The organism is Streptomyces sp. NRRL S-495, assembly GCF_000966955.1.
Classification (GTDB): Bacteria; Actinomycetota; Actinomycetes; order Streptomycetales; family Streptomycetaceae; genus Kitasatospora; species Kitasatospora purpeofusca.
Map to the genome: position 1 here is coordinate 1 of NZ_JZWY01001250.1, position 652 is coordinate 652.

Sequence of the window (652 nt, forward strand, 5' to 3'; positions counted from 1 at the left end):
GCGGCGCTCGCGGAGCGCGGCCCGGGGGACGCGAACGGACCGAACGGCGCGGACGGCTCGGGCGGTGGCCAGGATGCCGGCACCGCGTTCCGCGCGGAGCTGGCCGGACTGGACGTACCGGAGCGGCGTGCCGCACTGGCACGGCTGGTGGGCGAGGAGATCGCCGCGCTGACCGGGCGGTCCGAGCCGGTCCCCGCCGAACTGGCCTTCCTCGACCTGGGATTCGACTCCGTCACTGCGGTGGAGCTGCGCAACCGGCTGAGCGCGGCGACGGCGCTGAGCATCCCGGTGACAGTGGTCTTCGACTGCCCGACCCCGGCGGCCCTGACCGAGTACCTCTGTGTCCGGATCGGCGGCGACCGGCCCGACCGGGACACCGACGCGGACGAGCGGGTGCGGCGGGCCGAGGACGACGACCCCGTGGTGATCGTCGGCATGGGCTGCCGCTACCCCGGCGGTGTCGGCAGCCCCGACGAACTCTGGGAGCTGGTGTCGGCAGGTGCCGACGCCGTCTCCGCGCTGCCCGACGACCGGGGCTGGGACACCGCCGGACGGTACGACCCCGCACCGGGGACGCCGGGCCGGTACTACCAGCGGGAGGCGGGGTCGCTCGCCGGTGCGGCAGAGTTCGACGCGGAGTTCTTCGGCATCT

General features: G+C 75.2%; 1 protein-coding gene. It reads left to right on the top strand.

All coding sequences use genetic code 11. The features are described 5' to 3' along the window. On the top strand, nucleotides 1-652 hold a 652-nt coding region (locus VR45_RS40935; protein WP_045945059.1), incomplete at both ends, for an acyl carrier protein.